The sequence below is a fragment of the Alkalibaculum sporogenes genome (assembly GCF_009362815.1).
Classification (GTDB): Bacteria; Bacillota; Clostridia; order Eubacteriales; family Alkalibacteraceae; genus Alkalibaculum_A; species Alkalibaculum_A sporogenes.
Map to the genome: position 1 here is coordinate 19,214 of NZ_WHNX01000007.1, position 14,662 is coordinate 33,875.

At 32.4% G+C, this 14,662-nt stretch carries 12 protein-coding genes and 1 other annotated feature; of the genes, 1 reads left to right on the forward strand and 11 read right to left on the reverse strand.

From position 1 onward, the window contains the following. Nucleotides 1-144: 144 nt before the first annotated feature. The 6 genes from GC105_RS05745 to GC105_RS05765 all read right to left on the reverse strand — a co-directional run bounded on the left by GC105_RS05745 (nucleotide 145) and on the right by GC105_RS05765 (nucleotide 6,384). A complete protein-coding gene (locus GC105_RS05745; RefSeq protein WP_152802636.1) occupies nucleotides 145-999 on the reverse strand; it encodes a prephenate dehydrogenase in 855 nt (284 codons plus the stop codon). A 4-nt stretch (nucleotides 1,000-1,003) separates the two neighbouring features. Then, nucleotides 1,004-2,017, reverse strand: a complete 1,014-nt coding sequence (gene aroF / locus GC105_RS05750; RefSeq protein WP_152802638.1) for a 3-deoxy-7-phosphoheptulonate synthase — start codon at nucleotides 2,015-2,017, stop codon at nucleotides 1,004-1,006. 152 nt (nucleotides 2,018-2,169) lie between these two features. Further along, nucleotides 2,170-2,298, reverse strand: a complete 129-nt coding sequence (locus GC105_RS17450) for a hypothetical protein (RefSeq protein WP_281350083.1) — start codon at nucleotides 2,296-2,298, stop codon at nucleotides 2,170-2,172. 293 nt (nucleotides 2,299-2,591) lie between these two features. Beyond that, complete coding sequence (metG, locus tag GC105_RS05755; RefSeq protein WP_152802641.1) at nucleotides 2,592-4,520, reverse strand: methionine--tRNA ligase; 1,929 nt, start codon at nucleotides 4,518-4,520, stop codon at nucleotides 2,592-2,594. Between the two features lie 456 nt (nucleotides 4,521-4,976). Next, nucleotides 4,977-5,211, reverse strand: a binding site (T-box leader). 50 nt (nucleotides 5,212-5,261) lie between these two features. Then, nucleotides 5,262-5,786, reverse strand: coding sequence for a spore maturation protein (locus GC105_RS05760; protein ID WP_152802643.1), 525 nt, complete (start codon nucleotides 5,784-5,786; stop codon nucleotides 5,262-5,264). Next, nucleotides 5,779-6,384 carry a nucleoside recognition domain-containing protein gene (locus tag GC105_RS05765; protein WP_152802645.1) on the reverse strand — a complete coding sequence of 202 codons (606 nt, stop codon included), beginning with the start codon at nucleotides 6,382-6,384 and terminating at the stop codon, nucleotides 5,779-5,781. Before GC105_RS05765 ends, GC105_RS05760 begins: the two co-directional genes overlap by 8 nt. A 307-nt stretch (nucleotides 6,385-6,691) precedes the next feature. On the opposite strand from GC105_RS05765, the gene GC105_RS05770 reads away from it, so the two are divergent. Continuing rightward, nucleotides 6,692-6,931, forward strand: a complete 240-nt coding sequence (locus GC105_RS05770) for an AbrB/MazE/SpoVT family DNA-binding domain-containing protein (RefSeq protein WP_152802647.1) — start codon at nucleotides 6,692-6,694, stop codon at nucleotides 6,929-6,931. Nucleotides 6,932-7,081: 150 nt separating this feature from the next. Here GC105_RS05770 and rsmI read toward each other — a convergent pair whose 3' ends face one another. From rsmI to dnaB, 5 genes are all read right to left on the reverse strand, one after another. Beyond that, complete coding sequence (gene rsmI, locus GC105_RS05775; protein WP_152802649.1) at nucleotides 7,082-7,921, reverse strand: 16S rRNA (cytidine(1402)-2'-O)-methyltransferase; 840 nt, start codon at nucleotides 7,919-7,921, stop codon at nucleotides 7,082-7,084. 92 nt (nucleotides 7,922-8,013) lie between these two features. After that, nucleotides 8,014-9,297 (reverse strand): adenylosuccinate synthase, encoded by a 1,284-nt coding sequence (locus GC105_RS05780; protein ID WP_152802651.1) that lies wholly within the window; start codon nucleotides 9,295-9,297, stop codon nucleotides 8,014-8,016. Nucleotides 9,298-9,309: 12 nt separating this feature from the next. Continuing rightward, nucleotides 9,310-10,701, reverse strand: coding sequence for an NAD(P)/FAD-dependent oxidoreductase (locus GC105_RS05785; protein WP_152802653.1), 1,392 nt, complete (start codon nucleotides 10,699-10,701; stop codon nucleotides 9,310-9,312). A gap of 299 nt (nucleotides 10,702-11,000) precedes the next feature. Next, entirely contained in the window at nucleotides 11,001-13,082 is a 2,082-nt protein-coding gene (gene topA / locus GC105_RS05790; RefSeq protein WP_152802655.1) for a type I DNA topoisomerase, read from the reverse strand. 246 nt (nucleotides 13,083-13,328) lie between these two features. Then, nucleotides 13,329-14,660 carry a replicative DNA helicase gene (gene dnaB / locus GC105_RS05795; protein WP_152802656.1) on the reverse strand — a complete coding sequence of 444 codons (1,332 nt, stop codon included), beginning with the start codon at nucleotides 14,658-14,660 and terminating at the stop codon, nucleotides 13,329-13,331. Nucleotides 14,661-14,662 lie beyond the last annotated feature (2 nt).

Here is a 14,662-nt window from a genome sequence, read left to right on the forward strand (position 1 = left end):
TCAAATTTTCTACCTAATCGGACTGTAGGAACATTTGGCTTAATTCTTCGCGATAGATCAAAATCCTCTTAGATACAATAAATAATTGATATTTATTGCATCCAACAGGATACTTAGCACCATCTCTACCAAAATATGATCAATCTATAAAGACTCTCTACTCTTCTTAATGATATCTAATTTGTCGATCAATTTTGGATCTTCTTTTTCAATTAACATCTTAAATGATTCAATGCTTGTTAGAAAATTATCTAATACATTTACTAGTTTGTCTTTATTAGCAATAAATAATTCGCTCCACATCTTAGAATTTATCATTGCTATACGTGTCATATCTTGAAAGCTTCCACCCTCGTAATTTGAAATATCATCGTCAACATTTATATCTACCATAGAAGAAGCTATTACATGGCAAAGTTGGCTTGTAAATGCAATTTTCTCATCATGCTTTTCTGGATCAGTATATACGACATTTTCAAACCCTATAGCTTTAATTATTTTCTCTAAATAGTCGACATTATCACTTTTGTTAAATTTCGTAGGCGTCAATATATAGTTTTTACCTTTGAATATTTTCTTATCTGCATATCCAAATCCTTGCCTTTCCTTACCTGCCATAGGATGCCCTGGTATATAGTCAATATCATCTCTTAATACTTCCTGAACAGATGATACTATTTTTCTCTTAACTCCAACTATATCTGTAATAATACATCCTTTCTTAAAACCATCCATGTTTTTGCAAATGAATTGAACTGCATCATCTAGATACAAGCATATCATAACAAAATCACATTCCCCTAAAATAGCGGAATTTATTTTTGTTAAACCTTCATCTATCAATCCTTTTTGTTGAGCATAATTTGTTATTTCTTTATTTATATCGAATCCATATATTTTTTGAGGATATAGATCTCTAAATGCATCAGCAAACGAGCATCCCATCAGTCCTAGTCCTACAATTAAAATATTTTTACCTTTGAAATCACTATTATCCATTTTGTTATATTACCTTTCCTTCGATCTGAGCATAGCTTCTTAACTTATACATTAAATCGTCAAAAACAGTTGGTTTTAATGATTGTTGCCCGTCACATAGCGCATCCTCTGGTGAATTATGCACCTCTATGATTAGCCCATCTGCACCTGCAGCTATTGAAGCTTTTGCCATTGGTTCTACTAACCACCATAGACCAGTTGCATGACTAGGATCTACTATAACTGGTAGATGACTCTTTTTCTTTAAAATTGGTATTGCGCTTAGATCTAAAGTATTTCTCGTCATATTCTCGAAAGTTCTAATTCCTCTTTCACATAAAATTACATTTTCATTTCCTTCCTTCATTATATACTCTGCTGACATTAACAGCTCTTCTATTGTCGCTGATAAACCTCTCTTTAATAGTATAGGTTTTTTTAATTTGCCTAATTCTCTTAATAATATAAAGTTTTGCATATTTCTTGCACCGACTTGTATTATATCTACATCGTCATTAAAAGCTTGAATCATTTCCGTTGACATAATCTCTGATACTATAGGTAGGCCAGTTTCTTTCCTCGCAATCTTTAGTAAGTTTAGTCCATCTAACCCTAAGCCTTGAAAACTGTATGGCGAAGTTCTAGGCTTAAATGCTCCTCCCCTTAAAAATTTAGCTCCCGATTTTTTTACATCACGGGCTATACTAATAATCTGCTCTTCACTTTCTACAGAGCATGGTCCTGCAATAACTCCAAAGTTGCTGCCTCCAATAAGATTTTTGTTTACATCTATCACTGTATTGTCTGGATGAAAAAGTCTATTTGCTTTTTTATATGGTTCTTGAACACGCAATACCTTTTTTACTATTTCATGAGACTCAATTGAACTTACGTCAAGTGTTCTTGTATCTCCAATTAGCCCAAGTATAAGATTATCTAAACCCTTGGAGTAATTTACCTGCAACCCCGACTTTTCTATCAAATTTAGTAATCTTTTAATATCTCTTTCTTCAGCATCAGCTCTTACAACAATAATCATTTCTATTCCTCCTTCAGATTTTAAGAATAGTATCTTAGATACTTATTCAAGTTTGTATTAAAGTTTGGACGCGAACCAAGCAGGTCAAACTTATAAAGTATAAAAAAAAAGACTCTATCGAGTCTTACAAAATACAACATATTTGTATGGGACTACTCCATTTTTAGATTTATAACACATCTATTTTTTTGTACGACAAATTTACCAGCGTTATAATAATAACCCCAGCTAAAGCTATAAAAATAATCTTGATTTATCATTTTTATACTTGTTGTATCCATTTGCCATCCTCCTAGTAATTATATAAGGTGTCCCTATACTTTATTTAACATATTTTTACCAAATGTTAAATGTTTTTTTCATTATACTTGATAAGCTAATTGAAAGTCAATGTATATATTAATTTAATTACAGTAGTATATTAGCTCTTCAATTTCACAATAATATTTAGTGCAATTTTAAGACAGTCGTACTAGTAGATTTACTTTAACATACTGTCTTTAAAATCACACATTATATTATATGCTTTCCATCTGGCATGGACACTTTCGTCTTGGCTTGCTATTGTCAACTCTTAGCTAACTATGTTTCCTGGTTCTATATCTCCATCTGTAGTAATCAAATTCAACTCATTTTTATTACTAGCAGCGAGAATCATGCCTTCCGATTCTATTCCTCTTAGATTCACTGGTTTTAGATTGCATATAACTACGACTTTTTTACCAATTAATTTCTCACAACTGTAGAACTTAGCTATCCCAGAAACAATTTGTCTTATTTCAGTCCCTACATTTATTTTAAGTACTAAAAGTTTATCTGCATTCGGATGTGCATCTGCTGAAACAATAATTCCTATTCTTAAATCAATTTTATCAATATCGTCTATAGTAATTTCTTTTTTTGATTCAGTCTTTTTGTTTTTTTCTACCTTTTTCTCTTTAACTATTTCTTGTTTTTTTATTTCTTCTATAGATATATCTATTCTAGGGAAAAGTTGATCTCCCTTAGTCACTTTTACTCCATCAGGATAATTACCAAAAGATAAAATACTTTCCCACGTAATATAATTTCCAGATACATTGATTTGTTTTAATAGCTTACAAGATGTAGAAGGCATAAAAGGATAGATCAGTACGCCAACAATTCTTAGCACTTCTGTCAAATTGTATAGTACCTGACCAAGTCTTGGATGATTCTGTATATCTTTTCCTAGTATCCAAGGTGTAGTTTCATCAATATACTTATTTGATTTAGCTATTAATTTCCAAATGCTAGATAATGCGTTACTAAATTCAAGTTTCTCCATGTATTTTTCTACTTCTCTAGTAGTAACAATGGCTAACTCTCTTATTTCGTCGTCAAGGGGATCTTTTTCTTTCAAAGTTGGTATTATTCCATTAAAGTATTTCTCTGTCATACTAACGGTTCTACTCAGTAAGTTTCCTAAATCATTTGCTAAATCAGAATTAGTACGATTAATGAGGGCATCTTCATTATATACACCATCCGACCCAAATGGCATTTCTCTTAATACATAATACCTTAAGGCATCAACGCCATATTTTTCTACTAGTAATACAGGATCAATAACATTCCCTTTGGATTTGGACATTTTTCCACCTTTTAATAAAATCCATCCGTGACCAAAAATTTGCTTGGGTAGTGGTAGATCTAAAGCCATTAGCATAATCGGCCAGTATATAGTATGGAATCTTAATATGTCTTTTCCGATCAAATGTACATCTGCTGGCCAAAATTTTTCCATTAACTGAGGATTTTTATTTAAGTACCCTAAAGCAGTAATGTAATTTGATAGTGCATCTATCCAAACATACACAACATGACCCTTATCAAATTCAACAGGTATCCCCCAATCAAACGACGTACGCGACACACATAAGTCTTGCAATCCAGGCAAAAGAAAATTATTTAACATCTCATTTTTTCTAGAATCTGGTTTTATAAAGTCCTTGTTATCCTGTATATGTTTTATTAATCTATCCGCATATTTGCTCATCTTAAAAAAGTAAGCTTCTTCCTTTTCTTGCCTAACTTCTCTACCGCAATCTGGACACTTATTATCTACTAGTTGAGATTCTGTCCAAAATGCCTCACATGGTGTGCAATACCAACCTTCGTAATGAGACTTATATATGTCGCCTTTATTATATAGGGTATTAAATATTTTTTTGACTGATTCTTCATGATAGTCATCTGTAGTTCTAACAAAATGATCGTATTTAATATCCATTATGTCCCACAATTCTTTAATATCCTTTACTATACAATCTACGTATTCTTTTGGAGTGACACCTTTTTCATTTGCTTTTTCTTCAATCTTTTGACCATGTTCATCAGTACCTGTTAAAAAAAACACATCGTAACCCATAAGCTTTTTATATCGGCTCATTGTATCCGCGGCTACAGTCGTATAAGTATGCCCTATGTGTAATTTATCACTTGGATAGTAGATTGGTGTTGAAATATAGTAACTCTTTTTCATGACTTCCTCCTTGAATCTATATTATTTCCTATTCTAAGACTAATACATAAGGTAGCGGACATTCGCCAAGCTATTATTTGCGTAGACATGAGATTTCTCAGACAAATCGGCACGCCGTTTGTACATATCTACACTTTAGAATCTCCTGCGTCGATTCTGCTGTCGTGACATTCGCCAAATGAAAGCTAGCTTTCATTTACGGATTCTAATCCTAACCTAGTCAAATTAGCAAGCTATTTGACTTTCTTAGGTTTATGCTCACTTTCCTTCACCTTGTAATCGACAAGCGATTCCAAGTTCGCGGACATTCGCCAAATGAAAGCTAGCTTTCATTTACGGATTCTAATCCTAAGAAAGTCAAATTAGCAAGCTATTTGACTTTCTTAGGATTAGAATCCTATCGAAAACAAGTTTTCGCTTGGCTCATTATTATCACGCAAAAAAAAATCCTCCCCTGTTAAGGGCGAAGGAATATCCGCGGTACCACCTTATTTCACAATACTTAGTTTGTATTGCATCTTCTGTGCTTTTCACATTCTTTTAACGCCTAACAGCGGTACATGCTTAAAAACAAGTTTCTCACATATACAGTTCAGGGGCCATATTCTATTAATATTAAATAATCAGTTTTCACCAAACCTGACTCTCTATATATCTTATATTAATATACTCTTCCCATCATTACTTTTCTTTATATTATAATTAGTATTATACCTTTTTATACCTATAATTCAAGTGAATTTATGAAAATAATATATAACAAACGATAATTGAAGAAATAAACCCTGCTGTATCCGCTAATAATGCCGCTTTAACTGTGTACTTGTATCTTTTTATACCAATAGACCCTAAGTAAAGTGCCACTACATAAAACGTTGTTTCTGTTGATCCCATCATCGTTGACGCCATCTTCCCTATCAAACTATCTGGATGATGGTTAATTAAGATATCTGTTAACATGGCTGTACTCCCTGATCCAGATATAGGTCGCATAATACCTAGGGGAAATACTTCTTTGGGTATGTTTACAAAATCCAATATCGGCGAAAGTATAGATATTATAAATTCTAATAAACCTGAACTTCTAAATATGCTAATAGCTATTAACATGGTAATTAAGTAAGGAAATACTGATAGGGCAGTGTTAATGCTTTCCTTTGCACCTATTGCAAAAACATCATACATATTCACTTTCTTTTTTTTACCATACAATAGTATGCTAAGTATTATAATAGGTATTACCATATTGGATAAGTAATTAACCATATGATTTTCTCCTTCCTTTTGCTTCTTCCTTTCTTCTAATAATAATTGTTGCCCCTACTCCTACAAAAGTTGATATACATGTAGTTATAATAGATGATAAGACGATAGCTGCCGGCTCAACTGATCCCATTGAAGCTCTTAATGCTATTACAGTAGTAGGGATTAACTGTATTGAAGATGTGTTTATTACTAGGAACATACACATGGCATCCGATGCAACTCCTTTATCTCTATTTATACTTTGCAATTCTTTCATTACCTTGAGACCGAATGGAGTTGCAGCGTTGCCTAATCCTAATATGTTTGCAGAGAAATTTAATGAGATAGCGCCTAAGGCTGGATGATCTTTAGGTACCTCTGGAAATAATTTTTTAATAATGGGATACATTATTCGTGATATAGTATTAATTAACCCAGATTGTTTAACTATCTCCATTAGCCCTAACCAGAGTGCCCAAACTCCTACAAAAGTAATGCATAGTTCAACTGCTTGAACTGATGATTGAATTACTCCATCTGTAATTTCATTTACATTCCCAGTAAACAATCCAAATATTATGCTGACTACAATCATATAGAACCATATATTGTTAATCAAAAAATATCACCTCTTATTAAATCTATATTTATTCTCGCTAAATATGACTGATATTTAAACTTCCTTAAACTTAATTTGCACCTTAATCTGATATCTATTAATTTATCATAATGGTCTCTCCTATTTATCAAATTTAAGTTTTAGCAATGATTTACTATTCTTTTGTCTCTATACAATAGTACATAATCTCACTAGCATTACAATTTTCCACTTTTTTTCATATAAATGATTGAATACTTAATGTATTCTTGATATAATGTAAAGTAATTACAATGTCGAATATTGTATAAGAGGGGAGAGTTTTAAAATGAAGTCTACAGGAATAGTAAGAAAAGTTGACGAGTTAGGGAGGATTGTTATCCCTATAGAGCTGCGAAGAACATTAGATATAAATATTAAGGATTCTTTAGAAATATTTGTTGATGGTAGCTATGTTGTGTTAAAGAAATATGAGCCTGCTTGTATATTCTGTAGTAATGCAAAAGATGTACATAATTATAAAGGTAAAAATATTTGTCCAGATTGCATGGAAGAATTAAAAAAGTAAGAACTTCGAAAGAAGTTCTTTTTTTTATCGTGAAGACAATGAGCCAAGAGAAAAGGAACTTTTCGTAGGCGTGTTTATTGTGGTTTATCCCAGTAGATAAGCAAATAGTTGTTGGATTTCTACAACAACTGGCGAAAGGATTATTTTAGTCTATTTCTTCATTATTTGCTCGTATATTTCTCGTTTAGGTACTCCTCTATCTTTTGCTATTAATTTCACTGTTTCTTTTCGTTCTATATTCTGGTTCAAATAATAGGCGAGGTGTTCTTCTATACTAATATTTTCCCATTCCAGCTCTTCTGAAATAGTCTTCTTATGACCTTCAATTACGATTACAAACTCACCTCTAGGATTTTTTTGTTGAAAATGGTCTATTGCCCGGGAAATACTTCCTCTAAAAATCTCCTCGTGGATTTTCGTCATTTCCCTTGCAATCGCTATATTTTTTTCACCTAGGTTTTCTTTTATATCTAAAAGCGTATTTCTAATTTTATGCGGAGCTTCATACAATATAATCGTAGATTCTAAAAAACGTAAGCCTTCAAATTGTTCTTTTCTTCTTTTCTTATTCATGGATAAAAATCCAGCAAAATAGAAATCAGATGTATCTAGTCCAGAAATAACCAATGCGCTTATAGCTGCACTTGGACCGGGTATTACTTCAACAATAATTTCATTTTGTATGCATTTTTGTACCATCGTTGTACCAGGATCTGATATGCCAGGCATTCCCGCATCTGAAACAATGGCGATTTTTTTACCCTCTTTGATTAACTCACAAAAGTAGTCGGATCTCATTTGTTCGTTATGTTGATGAAAACTCATTAGCTTTGCCTTTATATCATAATGATTCAATAGTTTCACAGTATTTCTCGTATCCTCACAAGCGACGATATCAACTTCTTGTAGAATACGTATTGCTCTATAAGTTATGTCTTCAAGATTTCCTATAGGTGTGGCTACCAAGTAGCATCGTCCCTGTTCATCCATATCTCAAATTCCTTTCTTATACTTTCATTAATATATTATATAAAAGGGTCGCTGTTAAAAGCGACCTCTAATATTCTAATATATTTTTTTCCTCAGAACAATTCCTTTACAAAAATTGTTTCTTTTCTATTTGGACCTATAGATATAATCGATGTAGGAGTACCTGTTAACTCTTCTATTACTTTTATATATGTTTTAGTAGTCTCTGGTAATTCATCATAAGTTTTACACCTAGTTATATCTTCCTTCCACCCTTTTAATTCAATATACACAGGCTTATACTTTGCTAACTCATCTAAGTCAGCAGGAAAATCTGTTATAATATTTCCATTATACTCATAACCAGTACAAATTTTTAGAGTTTCAATTCCAGCTAATGTATCTAATTTAGTAAGTGCCAAAGAAGTAAGACCATTTACTCGAACAGCAAAATTTACAATTACTGCATCAAACCATCCACACCTTCTTGAACGACCTGTAGTTGTCCCATACTCATGCCCTTTTTCCCTAATATACTCTCCCATATCATCAAATAGTTCTGAAGGAAATGGTCCTTCTCCTACTCTTGTAGTATACGCTTTTACTACTCCTAGTACATTATCTATATATCTTGGCCCTACTCCGACCCCTATAGTCACTCCACCTGAACCTGGATGTGAAGATGTTACATAAGGATATGTACCTAAGTCCATATCTAATAGCGTTCCCTGTGCTCCTTCAAACAGCACTTTCTTATCTTCTTTTATATACTTGTATACATCCACTGTAGTATCTGTTACGTATTTTTTTAAACTCTTGGCATAAACCAGGTATTCTTCTAAAATATCTTCATACTTTAATTCTTTACTATTATAGATCAATTTTAATACTTTATTTTTTTCCTTAAGATTAGTTCTTAATTTTTCTGCAAACTTCTTTTCACTCATAAGATCCGTAATTCTAATACCGGTTCTCTCCGTTTTATCCATATAAGCTGGTCCAATACCTTTTTTTGTTGTTCCTAGTTTATTATCTCCAAGATTTTCTTCAGAAAGTTGATCTAGTATTTTATGATATGGCATAATCACATGGGCTCTATCGCTTATACGGAGGTTACTCGTATCAATTTTATTGTTTTCTAAATAATCTATCTCATCTAATAAGGCTTTTGGATCAATAACTACTCCATTACCAATTAAACACGGCTTCCCTTTATTTATTATACCTGACGGAATTAAATGAAGTTTATAAGTTTTATCATCAACTTCTACAGTATGACCTGCATTATTTCCTCCTGCATATCTAACTACAACTTCTGCTTGTTGTGCTAAATAATCTGTGATTTTACCTTTTCCTTCGTCTCCCCATTGGGCTCCAACAATAACTAAACTACTCATATAAATGCCTCCTTATTCAACACTACCTGCTATTTTTCTAGCTACGTAAACTCCATTTGCTGAAGCTTGCATCAATCCCCTTGTTATTCCCGCTCCATCACCTAATACATACATATTTTGAATATTTGTTTGAAATGTTTCATCTACTTTAACCTGATTTGAATAAAATTTAACTTCTACGCCATATAATAATGTTTCATCGCTAACAAGACCTGGGCTTACATTGTCAAGGGCTGTTAGCATTTCTTCAATATCTTTTAATATTCTATATGGTAATACCAAACATAAGTCACCTGGAACTGCATCTTGTAACGTAGGTTGGATATTATTTCGGTATAGTCTTTCCATTGTTGTTCTTCTTCCTCTTTTAAAATCGCCATATCTTTGAACTATGATTTTATTTCCAGATAACATATTCCCAAGACCTGCAATGTGTTTACCATAAGCAATGGGCGAATTAAATGGCTCTGTAAAACCCTTTGAAACTAGTAATGCAAAATTCGTATTGTTAGTTTTTAAATCATCAGCCTTATAGCTATGACCATTTACTACTGCTAAGTTGTTATCATAATATTCTGTTGCAACAACTCCTCCAGGGTTAGAGCAAAACGTACGCACTTTATCATCGAAGGTTGGCGTATAATAGACAAGTTTTCCTTCATACAAAGATTCATTTATTTCTTCCATAATTTCATTCCTGCATTCTACTCTCACACCAATATCTACTTTTCCGACTACAGTATCAACATTATATTTATTGCAAATATCATGGAACCATTCAGATCCATCTCTCCCTACTCCTACAACAATCTTTTCAGCATAGTAGTCATCATCTGCTTTTACTCCAAGTACTTTGTTTTCATCTATTATTAATTCTTTTACAGGATTTCTAAATTTGATAGTTACTCCTTTGTCAATAAGAGTTTGCTGTAAACTGCTATATATATTATAGCCTACCTCAGTTCCCATGTGTCTTACCGGGCACTCGATAAGTTTCAGGTTGCTCTGTATTGCTTTTTTTCTAATGTTTTCTACTTCATTTTCATTTTCTATACCGTAAATTTTAGTATCTGCACCAAAGCTTAGGTAGATATTATCAACATAATCAATGAGTTCCTTTGTCTCTTCATACCCTATATAAGCTGGTAACTCACCTCCTACATCAGGAGATAAAGATAATTTACCGTCAGAATAAGCACCTGCCCCAGCAAATCCTGTTGTTATATTACAGGGTTTACATTCAATGCATTTTCTGGTCTTTCTTTTAGGACAAATCCTCTTTTCTATAGAGTTTCCTTTTTCAAACATAAGTACCTTCAAATCTTTATTTTTATCCATTAATTCCATAGCGCAAAATATTCCAGCCGGTCCTGCGCCAACGATTATAACATCATATCTCTCCATTGTTTTACCACCTCTATATCTGTCTTCCTGTAGATACTAATAACTACTACAATCTTCACTTAAACAATAGTCCCATTTAAACATACACTAGTTATATTATCAGATAATTTGATTAATAGCAACACTCTATGCGAACATTTTTCTTTTTAGTATTAAAAATGTTCGTGAATGTAGCCATTTTTTTTATAATTGGCCTTTAGTTTGATTTTATTATAAGTATGATAACTCTAATGTACTATACCTATAAGTATTAGCTTGATGTATTAAAACTACTCGTAAAAGCAGCACCCATGAGGGTGCTACTTTTGTGTATATCCGCATTCTTCGTCGGGACAATATATTTTTTTTCTATTACCAAATCCCTTTTGCAAAAGAAGACCTTGACACTTAGGACACTTTTCTTCTATTGGCCTATCCCAAGTCATATAGGTACATTCAGGATAATTTTTGCACCCATAAAAATTTCTTCCTTTTTTCGTTTTTCTAACCACTAAGTCACCATCAGCACACTCTGGACACTTTACTCCTAATTCCTCTAAAAATGGTTTTGCATTTCTACAATCAGGAAATCCGGGACATGCTAGGAATTTCCCGTATCTTCCAGTTTTTATAACCATAAATTTTCCGCAATTTTCACATTTAACATCAGATACTGGATCTTCTATTTTTATCTCTTCCATTACTTCTTCTGCATACTCTAGTTCTTTAGCAAAATTTATATAAAACTTTTCAATAATATCTTGCCATTCTCTATTTCCTTCTGCCACGCTATCTAGTGACTCTTCCATATCTACGGTAAAATCTAAATCAACAACATCTTTAAAGTATTCTTCCATTAAATCATTAACTAAAAAGCCTAACTCTGTTGGATGAAATTTCTTTTCTTCAACCTCTACATATCCTCTATTTAAAATTGTTTGTATAGTTGGAGAATAAGTACTTGGCCTACCAATACCCTTTTCTTCAAGTATTTTAACTAGAGATGCTTCTGAAAACCTCGCTGGTGGCGAAGTAAACTTTTGGTCTTGTTCGATTTTTTCTATTGTTAACTTATCACCATTAATAAGGCTAGGTATCCTATTTTTTTCATCATTACTCTCATCTTTTTCATCTGAAGAGTCATCATACACCTTCAAAAAACCTTTAAATACTTGTTTAGAACCTGAAGAACGAAAATTATACTTGCCACTAGTAATGTCAATACTCAGTGTATCATATAATGCTTCTGACATTTGACTTGCTACAAGTCTATTCCAAATTAACTTATAGAGACGATATTGATCTCTTTTTAAAGAATCTTTTACTTTTATTGGTTCAAGTTCCATTGATGTTGGTCTAATAGCTTCATGTGCGTCTTGAACATTTTTTCCCTTTAATTTCGCTTTTGAATTATTCCCAATATACTCTTTTCCGTATTGAGTTAGTATATAATTCTTACAACTTTCCTTTGCTGTATCAGATATTCTTATAGAATCGGTTCTCATATACGTAATAAGCCCGACATGCCCCTGGCCTTCAATACTTAATCCTTCATACAATTGTTGCGCAATACTCATAGTTTTTTTAGTCGAAAAGTTAAGTTTTTTAAAAGCTTCTTGTTGCAATGTGCTTGTGGTAAAAGGAAAAGGTGGTTTTCTCACTTTTTTACTCTCTTTTATCTTTGACACTAATATATCATCTTTCAAATTGTCGACAATCTCTTCTATTTGTTCTTTACTCTTAATTTCTACTTTTTTATTATCAATACCATAAAATTTTGCTTCAAACTCTTCACTTTCTCCATCTTTAGTAAGTTTTAAAGACAAAATCCAATACTCTTCACTTACAAAGTCCATAATTTCTTTTTCTCTATCTACGATAATCCGAGTTGCTACCGATTGGACTCTACCTGCACTTAAACCTTTTCTAACTTTTTTCCATAAAAGAGGGCTAATACTATACCCTACTAATCTGTCTAATATCCTTCGCGCTTGTTGCGAATTTACTAAATTCATATCTATTTTTCTTTTATTGTTAATAGCATTTTTTATAGCTTCTTTAGTAATTTCATGAAATTCTATTCTATAGATTTCATTTTCATCTAACTTTAAGTACTTTGCTATGTGCCATGAGATTGCTTCTCCCTCTCTATCAGGGTCAGTAGCAAGTAAAATTTTATCAGCGGAATTAGATTCACTCTTAATCTTTTTTAATATATCTCCTTTGCCTCTGATAGTTACATAAGAGGGTTCGAAGTTATTATCTATGTCTATTCCTAATTTACTCTTTGGCAGATCTCTAACATGTCCCATTGTTGCTTCAACATTGTAGCCTCTTGGCAAATACTTATTTATTGTCTTTGCTTTTGCTGGAGATTCTACTATTACTAATGTTTTTGCCATCTTTTTCCCCCCATATATTAACAGTTGTAAATTATAACAGATATATTGCCTTTATTCAAGATTATTATTAACAGTCTTGTACTATTATATCAAATAAAAACGCAAAAGACTTTTTTATAATTTACAAGGTCTTTTGCGCTTTACATGATTTCAAGCTTATAAAATATTATAAAATTTATTAACTTGTCTTATTAAACTACATAACATTATTAATATATGTACCATGTATTTAGAAAACTATGATTTCTAATGCGCATTATCATAATCTGCAAATTGAGTAAATTCTTCTAACCATGCTAACTCAATTGTCCTTGTAGATCCATTTCTTTGTTTAGCTATATTTAATTCTGCCATTCTCATATCCACAGGATCTTTTGAATAATAATAATTTCTAAACAAAAGCATAACTACATCAGCATCCTGCTCAATAGCTCCAGACTCTCTTAAGTCAGAAAGTATTGGTTTGTGGTCTGCTCTTGCATCTGGTGCTCTACTCAGCTGGGAAAGAGCAACTACTGGACAATTCATTTCTCTTGCTAGCGCTTTTAATGATCTGGATATTTCAGATATTTCTTGTTGTCTATTATCAGTTTTTTTAGAACCCTCCATTAGTTGCAAATAATCTATTAGTATCATATCTAGACCATGCTCTAATTTAAGTCTTCGACATTTCGAGCGCATTTCCATTACCGTGACACCTGCTGTATCATCTATAAATATATTGCTCTTTGAAAGTATTGAACTTGCATATGCTAATTTTTGCCAATCTTTTTCATCTAAATTACCTGTCCTAAGTTTTTGACTGTCTATATGTGCTTCACAACATAGCATCCTCTGTGTCAACAGCTCTTTTGACATTTCAAGGCTAAATACTGCAACAGAATTCTTTCCTTTTACTGCTGCATTTTGTGCAATATTTAATGCTAATGCTGTTTTACCCATTGAAGGCCGAGCCGCAATCAAAATTAAATCCGTCTTTTGTAGACCCGCAGTAATATTGTCTAAATCTCTAAACCCGGTTGATACACCAGTTATAGCACTGTTATTTTTTTGTACTTCTTCAATTCTTTCTAATGTGTTTACTAATGCTTGTTGTATATGTACAAAGTCTCCTGTTGATTGTTTCTGCGATATATCAAATATCTTCTTTTCAGCTTTTTCAAGTACTACTTGCGGCTCTTTTGAAGCTTCATAACAGTCACTTATTACTTCTGATGATGCTTTAATTAATTCCCTTAGAAGTGCTTTTTCTTGTACAATATTACAGTAATGTTTAACATTAGAATACGATGGTACACCATTAACTAGTTCAGTTAAATAGTTGACTCCTCCTACCCTTTCTAAGGTATTTGAATCTTTTAATTTGCTCGATAATGTAATTAGATCTACCGGTTTGTTTTCTTTAAACAAATCTACTATAGCAGAATATATCTCCTGGTGTTGTGGATTATAAAATTCCATAGGATCAGTGATAATCTCAGTGGCTGATAGGATTGCATCTTTACTTAATAGCATCGACCCAATTACTGACTGCTCAGCTTCTAAATTATAGGGTGGAACCCTTGCCTTTAAATCCATCT

What these genes read in the sequence shown, in the direction of transcription:
- GC105_RS05745 (WP_152802636.1), bottom strand. Translation starts at nt 999, where the DNA reads ATGGATAATAGTGATTTCAAAGGTAAAAATATTTTAATTGTAGGACTA.
- aroF (WP_152802638.1), bottom strand. Translation starts at nt 2,017, where the DNA reads ATGATTATTGTTGTAAGAGCTGATGCTGAAGAAAGAGATATTAAAAGA.
- GC105_RS17450 (WP_281350083.1), bottom strand. Translation starts at nt 2,298, where the DNA reads ATGGATACAACAAGTATAAAAATGATAAATCAAGATTATTTTTATAGC.
- metG (WP_152802641.1), bottom strand. Translation starts at nt 4,520, where the DNA reads ATGAAAAAGAGTTACTATATTTCAACACCAATCTACTATCCAAGTGAT.
- GC105_RS05760 (WP_152802643.1), bottom strand. Translation starts at nt 5,786, where the DNA reads ATGGTTAATTACTTATCCAATATGGTAATACCTATTATAATACTTAGC.
- GC105_RS05770 (WP_152802647.1), top strand. Translation starts at nt 6,692, where the DNA reads ATGAAGTCTACAGGAATAGTAAGAAAAGTTGACGAGTTAGGGAGGATT.
- rsmI (WP_152802649.1), bottom strand. Translation starts at nt 7,921, where the DNA reads ATGGATGAACAGGGACGATGCTACTTGGTAGCCACACCTATAGGAAAT.
- GC105_RS05780 (WP_152802651.1), bottom strand. Translation starts at nt 9,297, where the DNA reads ATGAGTAGTTTAGTTATTGTTGGAGCCCAATGGGGAGACGAAGGAAAA.
- GC105_RS05785 (WP_152802653.1), bottom strand. Translation starts at nt 10,701, where the DNA reads ATGGAGAGATATGATGTTATAATCGTTGGCGCAGGACCGGCTGGAATA.
- topA (WP_152802655.1), bottom strand. Translation starts at nt 13,082, where the DNA reads ATGGCAAAAACATTAGTAATAGTAGAATCTCCAGCAAAAGCAAAGACA.
- dnaB (WP_152802656.1), bottom strand. Translation starts at nt 14,660, where the DNA reads ATGGATTTAAAGGCAAGGGTTCCACCCTATAATTTAGAAGCTGAGCAG.